The sequence below is a fragment of the Microvirga sp. GCM10011540 genome, from assembly GCF_042650665.1.
In the GTDB taxonomy this organism is placed as follows: domain Bacteria; phylum Pseudomonadota; class Alphaproteobacteria; order Rhizobiales; family Beijerinckiaceae; genus Microvirga; species Microvirga lenta.
Map to the genome: position 1 here is coordinate 1 of NZ_JBHSBQ010000019.1, position 10,841 is coordinate 10,841.

Consider the following 10,841-nt stretch of genomic DNA (forward strand, 5'->3'; position numbering starts at 1 on the left):
GATCAACGAAGAACAGGACAGATGAAGAGGAAAGGACAGGAGCGGCTCGGCCCGGGGCCGGCTGACCCGCCGGGAGCGGCGGGGGGCAGGGCTCCCGGCGGGCGCCGATCCGGTCTTGCCGCAAGGGCCAGGCTCACAACCAAACTGACCCACAACAAAACCAGACACGAGAGACGGCTGGCTGAACATGCCGCTTCCGGTGGCGCTGTCGGTATCAAAGCCGCCACGAAGCCGTGCGGCACCTTGGGGCGGATCATCGACGCCATCGCCGCAGCCGCTGGCATGTCCGATCCCACGCATTCGGACGGGGCGCAGGTGGTCAAGGTGGTGATGATCGAGCGTCAGGGTCATGCACGTTTACCATTCGGCAGCTGGAAGGGCGTGAGCCGTGCCATGATCTTGAGAAAATTTTGGTGCGCCGCCTATACGGACTGAGGTCCCGCCACCTGGTCAGACCAACGTCTGATGGGTACTGGCAAGGCTGCGGCTCCCGTGTCCCGGGCCTGGTTTCGGCCTGTCTTGAGCACCGGCCGCACGTGCGGCCGGTGCAACTTTCAAAGGGTTCTCTATGACCGCTTACGGTTGCCGTCGCGCGTCGTACCTTGGTTCTGCGCCATCACCCGAGGGTCGCGTGTGGCAGATCCGGCCCCGCCGCCGGAGCCTGCCCTTACTGGAGCAGACCCCGGCAGGAGACCGGATCGGCCGATCCGATGATCCTCAGCCGATGAGATAGCCATCGGGATCACGCGGACCCACCTCATCGAGCACGACAACCGCCACCGGGGCCTCCTGGCTGTGCCGCGCCATCATATCGGCGTGGCACTTGCGCCCTTCACTGATCCCGAACTTGAGGAAGTGCTCCAGGGGGTTGATCCCCGCGGCTGCCACATCCGGGTTGTTCGCCAGGTAGAAGTCGCTGTCGAAGCCGGTGGAGGGGTCGCGGCCCTCGACGGCACCGAAGCGCAGGTAGTGGTCGAGGGCGTTGATCCCGGCCGCGGCCACGTCCGGATTGCTCTCGAGATAGAACCCGGTGTCGAAGAAGGCGTTGGCATGGCGCCCCTCCTTCCAGCCGTGGTTCTCGAAGTGGAAGGAGGCCTCCACCCCGGCCGCGACCACGTCCGGATTGTTCAACAGGTAGAAGTCGCTGTCGAACCCGTCGGTGATCTCGCGTCCCACCACATGGCGCGGGTCGAGACCCGGCGCGCTCCGGCCTTCGGCGGCGCCGAAGCGGACATAGTGGTCGAGAGGATCCATGCCGGCCGCCGCCACGTCCGGATTGGCCGCAAGATACGCCGCTCCGTCAAAGCTCGCCGACAGGGCCTGAGCACCTGACAGAGGAGCAGCAACCGGAGCTTGGTCCACCTTGTCGAGGGTGAAGGACTTGAGATCCATGGAGCCGCCGCCGAAGGCCAGACGCACGGTCTGCACGCCTGCCTCCAGATCGACCTGCACCTTCCCGGTTTGCTGGAAGCTCGACCAGCCGCCGGTGAAGCCCACCCCCACCGGAGTGGCCGTCTCGTAGACCGTGCCGCCCTTCTCGAACGTGGCCGTGATCGAGCGGGCGCTGCCGCCCTGCGCGCCCAGAGCCGACAGGAACGACAGGTCGTACGTTCCGGCCTGGGCCACGTTGATGGTGTACTCGACCCATTCCCCGTTGGCGATCCAGCCGATGGCCGTGTTGTTGCCGACGATGTCGACCCCCTCGTTGCGCCCGGCCGTGCCGCCCTCGTCCGTGGTCGGCGAGGTGTCGTTGTACGCCACACCCTGACCGCCAAAGTCGAACTTCGTGGCGTCCACCACCACCGGATTGGCCCCCACCGCGATGGCCGTGCCGGTAAACGGCGCCTGCTGGTTGGCCGGCGGCGGCACGTAGTCGAAGGTGAAGGAGCGCAGGTCCAGGATGTAGGGCGAGCTTCCCTCCGGCGTGCCGTTGAAGGCCAGACGGATGGTCTGCTGCCCCGCCGGCAGGGTCAGCTCCACCGGAGCGGTGGCCTGGAACGGCGCGTTGCCGAAGCTCGTCCCGCCGTCCTGCAGGGCCACGGTCGCCAGCGGCGCGCCGCCTCCCAGCGAGACCGCCACCGTGGCATTGCCGAGCGGCGTCTTGGCCATGAGGCTGAGCTTGTAGGTGCCGCTCTGGGGCACGTTGACGGTGTACTCCACCCACTCGCCCGGACGGACATAGCCGATGTCGTTCTGAGTTCCGACGAACTCGACCGCATCGCCCGGCCGGAAGCCGGTGCCGCCATCCTTGCCGGCATTGTCATTGTAGGCGACGCCCTGCCCTCCTTGGTCAAAGTTGGAGGCATCCACCGTCAGCGAGCCGTTGACGAAGCCCGGCGCCGTCCCGCCATAAGGCTGCTGGGTCGATGTCGGGGGCGCAACGGTCAGGTTGAAGGTGGTTGCCGCACTGGCCGCACCATCCGACGCGGTCAGCGTGACCGCGAAGGTGCCTGCCGCACTCGGGGTTCCGCTGATCACGCCGGCTGGCGTGATTGAGAGCCCCTGCGGCAGACCGCTGGCCGTATAGGTCAGCGTATCACCATCGGCATCGCTGAAGACGGTCGCCGGAAGAGCGAAGTTATAGCTCTGACCCTGGGTTGCCGTCTGGTTTGCCACGGCTTGTGCGACCACCGGAGCGATGTTGGCCCGGTCGATGGTGAAGGACTGGAGGTCCATGGAACCGCCGCTGAAGGCCAGACGCACGGTCTGCACGCCCGCCTTGAGGTCGACCTGAACCGGCTGGGTCGGCGTGAAGGAGGTATAGTTGTTGGTGTCAACGACATTCGCAGGGTTGGCCGTCGCGTAGAATGTGCCGTTCTGCTCGAAGGAGGCAGTGATGGTCCGGTTTGGATCCGGCGTGGCCGCATTGAAGCGAAGGTCGTATTTACCCGCCTGGGCCACGTTGATGGTGTACTCGACCCATTCCCCGTTGGCGATCCAGCCGATGGCCGTGTTGTTGCCGACGATGTCGACCCCCTCGTTGCGCCCGGCCGTGCCGCCCTCGTCCGTGGTCGGCGAGGTGTCGTTGTACGCCACACCCTGACCGCCAAAGTCGAACTGGGTCGCGTTTATGGTCACAGCTGCCGTCGTGGCTCCCACCTGGAGGGGGGTTCCGCTGAACGGCGTCTGCCCGCCGCCGGCACCGGCGTACTTGTACACGGTCACGGCGTTGAGGGCCGCGTTGTCGATCCCGTCCGGTCCGGTCGAGTCGAGGGCAATCGAGATCACGCCGTTCGTGACGGTGACGAGGGTCTCGACCGCGTAGGGCTTGTCGCCGCCAACCTTGGCGAAGACATCCAGGTCATTGGCGACCAGGCTGCCGTTCACCGACATGTCGAACTGGCGCATCCCGGCCTGGTTCCAGTAGGTCTCCTGGGTGTGAAGAACGACCACGTATGTTCCGTTCGCGACGTTGATCGCGGCGTTCCAGCTGGTGCCGTCCTCGTACGTCTTGAAGGCGGATCCTGCGACGGCATTCGCGCCGTTCGGGTTGCTGGCGCTGTCCGTCCCGGCAGCCGGATTGACCGACCCGGTGACCGAGATGCTGGACTGCGCCTGGAGAGCGACGCCCAGGACCGGATCGTTCGCGATGGCTCCCCCGCCGAAATTCACGCCGGTGACGTAGTCTCCCTTCGCCAATCCGCCGCCCGGATCCGGGTTGGTGGTCGGATCGAAGAAGTTGACGGTGCCGTCGCTGTCCGCATCGAGCTCGAGCGCATCGTTGATGTCGTTGTTGTTCGCATCGTTGGCCGGGGTCAGGTCGTAACCCTTGACGTTCTTGATGACGAACATGTGGTCGTTGTAGTCGTAGTTCCCGGCGCCCGGATAATCCTGGATGCCGATATAGGTACCCTCGATCACGTTTCCGTTTGCATCCAGCGCCTGGAAGAAGCGGATCAGGTGGCCCTGATTGTCGCCGACGAGATGCCCGAAGTTCGGGTCGATCTTGTTGGCTTCCGGATCGGACCAGGACGCGTAGGTCGGACGGCCGTCCACCGAGATGTAGAGACCGAACGGATTGTTGTGGTTGATCGTCGCCCGGGCGACATTCGCCCCCGATCCCGCCCCCGCCAGCAGCTGATCCGGCAGGACGGTCTGACCCTGCTGGTCGTCGTTAGCGAAGAGCTGGGTGACCTGCGAGGATCCGAGGCCGTGGAAGCCGAGGCGAGCCACGTTGCCCTGGTTCAGGAAGGCCGCGATCTGGATGACCTCGACCGGCTGGGTCGCGTCGAGCCGCTGGAGATAAGGCAGCAGAACCTCGTCCCCGATGGTCTCGACCACGCCTCCGCCCGCCAGCTCACCCTGCGCCACGTCGGTTCCGTAGCCGAAGGCTTCGACGATCTGTGCCACGGTGGGCTCGGAGTTGTTCTCTGAGAACTCCTGGGCAAGGCCGGCGAGCTGGATCACCTTCTCGGGCTGGTTCACATCATTGGACCGGATCGTGAGCGTCGAGCGGTAGAGATCGGCGCCGGCCGTCGTTCCTTGGTGTGTCCCCACAAAGCGAACCGTGACATTGGCAGTGGCGCCGGCTGCAATCGAAGTGGGAGGCGTTCCGACGATCTGGAAAGCCGGGTTGGCCGTGGTGATGCTTTCGATGGAAAGTGGGGCAAAGCCGTCATTGGTGATCGTGAACGTCGCCTCGTTGCGGAAGGCCTGCGACGCGTTGACCGGATTCTCGATGTTGGTGAACACCAGCCGCTCGTCCGCCGCCGCATCGTCCAGACCGCGCACCACCACGCTCTGTCCGAACCCGACCGGCGCGACACCTTCAATGACGAACATGTTGTCATTGTAGTCGTAGTTGATGCCCGTGTAGTCCATGATGCCGAGATACACGTTGGGAATGACATTTCCATTCGCATCCAGCGCCTGGAACATCTTCACCGTGTGCCCCTGCTGGGCGCCGGGCACCAGCACGTCGCCTCTCGGGTTGAGCCGCGGATCGGAGGACAGACCCGCCACCGAAATGCCGAACATGTCGTTGCCGGTCCACGCGTCCGGAATATCATTCCGGGTGAAGGTGCGCGTTGCAAAGGTGCTGTCATTGCCGACGTTGGGCAGCAGCCGCTGGTTGTCGGTCCCCTCGTGGTTCCAGAATTGGACGTTCTGGCCCTTGTTGTTCGGGTTGTGGATCTGGATGGTCGCGCCACCGGTGCCGTGGAAGGCGGCGATGTGCGTGATCTTGGCCGATGTGACGCCGTCGGCCAGCTTCCAGTAGGGCGAGAGCACTTCCGTCGGATCGGTCTTAGCGAACACATCGTTCGTGCTCAGGGTCGAGTTCTCGCCGCCGCCGCGGGTGGTCAGGTTCTCGATCACGTTGCCGAAACCGAAGATCTTCCAGACCTCGTTGACGTTCGGCTCCTGCCCGCCCTCGTCCCGCGACTGCCAGAACCCGGCGAGATCAATCGTCGAGACCGGGTTCTCGGCATCGTTCGTGATGAGGCGAATGGCCCCTTCGAAGATGGTCGAGGTCGCGTCGATGTTGGTTGTGGGCGGGGTATAGGCGGCCCGGTTGAACAAGACCGTCACGTCGATCGACTGGCCCGCTGCGAGAGTGAGCCCGTTCAAGATCGCAGGGTTGGCGAGCACGAACGGTCCCGTGATATCGGCATCGAGCACAGAGAGGGGCTGTGTACCGGTGTTGGTGATCCTGACCGTGCCGCTGTCCTTGAAGTCGCGATCGGGGGCGGTCGGGTCGACCGCATTCGGATCCTCCAGGTAGCTGAAGTGCAGGCGGTTGTCGTGGAAGGCGGGGTCAAGGCTCTGGATGGCGATGTCGGCATTGACGTTCGTCGGCGCCGTGCGGACATCGAGATAGTCGAGCACGTTCGCCCCGTCGGCGCTTGAGACGACGCGGAGGCTGTATTCGGTCCCTGACTTCAGCTCGACATATGCTGTCTGCTCGCCGGTTCCAGGCATCGGATAGACGAGAGTGTCGATTGCCTGTCCGTTCAGGAAGAGTCCGAGAGAGCCGCCATTCGGCGCGCCGGCGTTCGATGCGAGATCGAGTGCATAGAGCCCATCCGCTGCGACCTTGAAGTAGAAGTCGGCGGTCCGCGCATTTACCGTGTGGGCGGTTTCGCCGTTTTCGAGTTCGATGCGGCCGGTGCCGTTGATCTCGGCATAGGACGGAACGAAGGTATCAACCGGATCCTTCGTGACGCGCAGCTGGTCCATGTCAGGTCCGACCGCGTTCGGCGCCGTCACCCGGACGACATTGTTGCCCTCCCGCAACTGGACACTCACGGTTTTGAAGAGCCAGTCATTGTCCGCGGTGCTGAGGTCGTCGAAGTTGACCGGGGGCAGATCGACACCGTTGACATTCAGCTGCAGCGGCCGGTCGCCTTTGCCGGCAACCAGGGCATAACGGAAGCCGAGTTCGTAGGTGCCGGGACCGATGGCGTCGACGTTCCAGGTGATCGTCTGGTCGCCCGTGCCGTCGAAGTCGACGAAGCCGGTTCCTTCCGCGTCACGGTCGGATTGCGCGTGCGGAATGATCTTGGCCCCGACGAGCTGAGCCGCTTCGGCCTCGTAGTAGACATAGGTGCCATCGGACGCCCCGGAGTTCTTGAGGATCTCCAGCTGATCGATATTCGGACCCGTGTTCTGGATCGACCGGAAGGTCACCGTGTTGATGCCGGCAACCAGCTTCGCGGGGATGTCCAGCGTCTGCCAGGTCGACCAGGCGGCATCGCCGGTCACACCGCTCGGGGGGCTGAATGTCGGCGTACCCACGCTGACATTGTTGACGAGGACGTCGAGCGGACGGTCCGTGGTCCCACCATTGGCGTAGCGGACCCGGAGAACGGTGTCGCCCGCCTGCTCCGCCGTCAGGTTAACGGTGAAGGTGATGAAGTCCGTATTGGTGGAACCGAAATCCGCGTAACCACCTGCAACGCCGTCGGTGTTGTTGGTGTTGCCGTCGAGGCCAACAGCGCCAGGGCGGAGACCGTTGACGTAGCCGGGCCCAGTGGAGTTCGGCTCCGGGTTCGTGGAGGTGCGGATTGCGATCTGCGCTCCGCCACCCGTAGCGATGGCGACCGACGTGCCATCGTTGGGAGTCACGTCCTCGGCCTGCACCGTCATGATCGAGGTGAGATCGCCCGGACCTCCCGGGCCACCCGGATCGACGGTGCCGCCCGGCCTCGGGTCAAGCCGGATGATCTTGCTCTGGCCGTTGCTGCGGTCGAGCGTCATGACATAGATCTGCCCCGTGTTCGGGTTCTCGATGAGATCGAGCGGGTCAATCCAGGTGAGCGGCTGGCCGTTGACATCCCGCAGAACATCGTCCGCGATCCGATACCCGTTCGCGTCGAGCGTGATCGACCGAACGCCGTTGCCGGACGAGTATTCCGTGAACAGGATGTTGTGCTGCAGGTTTCCGCCGAACACATTGCTCATGTACTCAATGACGCCGTTCGGGGAACGGTTTCGCCCGAGCGACATGGCGTCGGCCACCACGTAGTCCGGATCGGGTTGGATTCCTGGTGTGTAACTGGTGACCTCGTTCGGGTCGGTTCCGCTCGTCGGATTGCCACCGTTCAGTATGTACTTGTCACGCAGCGGGTTGGGATGGCCATAATAGCCGTCCTCACTCATCTTGAAGAGATAATCGTCCTGGACACCCACATTGTTGCGGGCTTCATTGACGGAGGTCGCTGGGTCGTCCGGCACGTTACCGCCTGCCGCGGAACCATTGGTGGGCACGTAGAGGGACCCGTTGGAGTGCCAGACGAGGTCGTAGGAGTTCCGGTTGCCGGTTGCGAAGAGCTTGAGAACCGCATCCTGCGCGAACGGGTTGTAGTACTCCTTGATCAAAGTGCTGGTCGCGGAGTTGCTTTCGCGGACCGATGCAACACCGTTGGCATCAAAATGCAGGAACTTGCCCGCATATTGTCCGTCCGTAATGGCGATGCCGCCATTCTTGAGGTTGTTGTCGGTGTCGGCGTATCGACGGCCAGCGTTCGGTCCCGTGGTGGGAAGGGGTTCCGTGGTCACATCGAAACCCCCGGCCGGCGCCGTCCGGGTCGGATCGATCTCCATGATGGAGGCGTTGAGGAGACGCTCCGGACGCATGCCCCACTGGCTGTCGGGCTGTCCCATGGCCGAGTTGGAGCCCTGGGTCAGATAAAGCAGGTGCGACGGCTCTCCAGCCTGCCCCGCATTCGGATTGGCCCGGAACTCGAGGCTGTTGGTCACGTGGTCGCCCACAGAACGTGGCAGGCCGGTGATGTAGGTCGTCGCGGTACCCGTGAAGTCCGAGCCCGTCCCGAGCGTGATCTTCGAGATCCGGCCGCTGAAGTCCGGCACACCCGTGTCGGTGCCTGACAGCGGAACCGGATAGTTGTCCGAGACCCAGAGGGTATTCGGATCACTTGGATCGAACACCAGGCCAACGATACCGCGCCGGCCGGCGCCGCTCGCATCATCGAAGTGGCTCAGATGCAGGGTCTGCTCGTTCGAGAGCGCTCCGGTGGCGGAGTTCACATCGAAGCGCTTGATCTCACCCTGCATCGTCGAGACATAGAGCTTGCTGCCATCCGGCGACAACGCAATCGACATGTAGGCCATGCCGCTGTTGACCTCCGTCTGGGCGAAGGCCACCTCCTTGCGCGTTGCGACTTCAGCCTCACCCGTGACGAACGTCGTCGAGAACGTCTGGAATTCGCGCGTCGGGGCGGTGGGGTCACCGTTGAGCCCGCGATCCTGGAAGCCCTCGATCTTCAGGGAGTAGCTGGTGAACGCCTTGAGATCGACGGTTGGCGAGATCGTGATGGAGTCAAAGCCAGCCGTGGTGTTGACCGTGAAGGGCACCTCCTGACCCGTGACCGTCTCGAACAGCTTGATCGACCCGTCAGTCAGGCTCTCCAGAAGCGCGCCGCCGCGGCCGTCAACCACCGAAACGCCGAGGACGAGATCGGCGGACGGAGCAACACCGGCCGGTGGGGTGGTGCTGGCAAGATTGACTTCGCGGATTTCGCTGCCCGCGCCGCTGATCGCGCGTGGATTGGTGAAGAAGGCATAATCTGCCGGTGCAGCCTGATTGTCGGTCGGCGTGAGGTCGGGAAGCGCCTTGATCTCCAGGTACTGGATCTCCGTATTGGAGCTGCCGGTGCCGATTGCGTCCAGGGTTAGGCGGCCATCCTTGACCTCCACGATCTTGGTGACGAGGTCGGATCTGAAACCCCGCGTATCCTGGTTCAGGTTCGGCGGCGCCGCCGGGAAGCCTGCCGGCCGGAACGGGGTGAATGGATCGTTGAAGATCGCGCCCTCGGCCCGCAGCACGTTGTTGCTATCATAGGGGCCGGCGGCGTCGCCGATCGACACCGTGACCTCGTAGAAGCCGTTCTCGAGCTCCATCTCCCAGCCGGCATTGCCGGGCGGATTCGTGCCTTGGGTATAGCTCGGGTGGTTGAGGTGCGCATAGGTGCCCTGCCGCGGATCGAGACCGGCGATCTCGTCGGTGCGGTCGTTGATCGCGATGCCGCCGATCAGGTTCTTGATCTCGACCGGGGTCGTTCCGTTGGCCGTCCCGTCTGCGATCGAAGCTTCAGTCACCCAGCCATATCGATAGGCCTTGCCGTCCACCGTGACGCTGCGATCCCCGAACTTCAAGCCGGTATCGGCCACATAGCCGGTGGGCGTATTGGTGAAGGATTCGGGCTGGAAGTTGATCTTGACGGCGAAGCGGTCGCCCGGCTCCGAACCAGGATCGGTTGATCCGCCGTCACGGGAGATCGTGACGTTGTCGATATTCGGACCGTTGGCAATCGTGTTGGCGATCGAGACGGTATTCGCGCCAGCCTCGAGCGCGACCTCGACCGTTGCGGTCGCCCAGTTATCCCATCCGTTGACGGTCGTGCCCGGGAAAGAAACCGTCTTGGTTTCCCCACCCACCGTTAGAGCCATGGGCCGGTCACCTTGCGGATTGCCGCCATTGGAGTAGCGGAAGGTGAAGGTGTAGACGCCTGCCTCCGGTGCGGTAACCGTAAAGGAGGCGGCATCGCCGATCTGGGCGCCCATATCCAGGTAGCCTGCACCGGTGAAGTTGTCCCAGAGACCGTCGTTGTTCGCATCGCGCAGGAGCGGGAGGTTGGGCTCCTTGTTTTCGATCGTCCGCGCTTGGGTGATCTGATTGCCGGTTCCCGTCGTGTCCTGCGGGGTGAAGGTCTCGGCCTCGATGGTGACGGAGAAGGGTTCCGGATCGGTTGGTCCGGAGCCATCGAGATAGGTGAAGACAGCCTGGTCAATGTTGGGACCGTTTGTCGAACCGGCCGGCATGGTCAAAGCGACCTGGTTTGTCCCGGCAGTCAGCTCGACCTCGACCTCGACGATTTTCCAAGCCTCCCATGCATCGCCGCCTGCAGCGGGGGCCGTATAGGGGAACGCCACCGATGTGATCGCACCACTATTCACGGAAAGATCCAGCGGGCGGTTTGCTTGTGCGCCGTCGCCATTGGCATAGCGGATAGCCACTTTGTAGGTCCCGGCGGCCGGGGCATCGACATTGAAGGTGATCCTGTCGCCAGGATTGGTGCCGAAATCGATGTAGGCGTCGCCCATGGCACCTGCACGGTAGTTGCCGAAAGCATCCGGGGCTCCCTGGTTGACCTCACGCGTTACTGCGGACCCAACGGGATTGGTGCCGGGGCCGCCGACGTCCGCAACAGTGACCTTGGTCTCGTCCTCGGCCTGGATGGTGATGGGCGTAACCGGCGCGGGTGTGTCGGCGACATCCTTGATCGGCAGGGTGAAGGTGGCCGAGGTCAGCTCGACCGTTCCGGCCGCGCCAAGGGCCGGGTCATCCACCGTGACGGCAACGCTGTAGCTCGGCTTGAGCT

General features: G+C 63.8%; 2 protein-coding genes. One reads left to right on the forward strand and one right to left on the reverse strand.

Annotation, left to right across the window (positions count from 1 at the left end):
• The coding region (locus ACFOYU_RS07715; protein WP_377033105.1) for a hypothetical protein at window positions 1-435 on the forward strand (435 nt) is incomplete at its 5' end.
• Between the two features lie 282 nt (window positions 436-717).
• On the opposite strand, the gene ACFOYU_RS07720 is transcribed toward ACFOYU_RS07715, so the two are convergent.
• Complete coding sequence (locus tag ACFOYU_RS07720) at window positions 718-10,809, reverse strand: carbohydrate-binding protein (RefSeq protein WP_377033106.1); 10,092 nt, start codon at window positions 10,807-10,809, stop codon at window positions 718-720.
• Window positions 10,810-10,841: the final 32 nt, after the last annotated feature.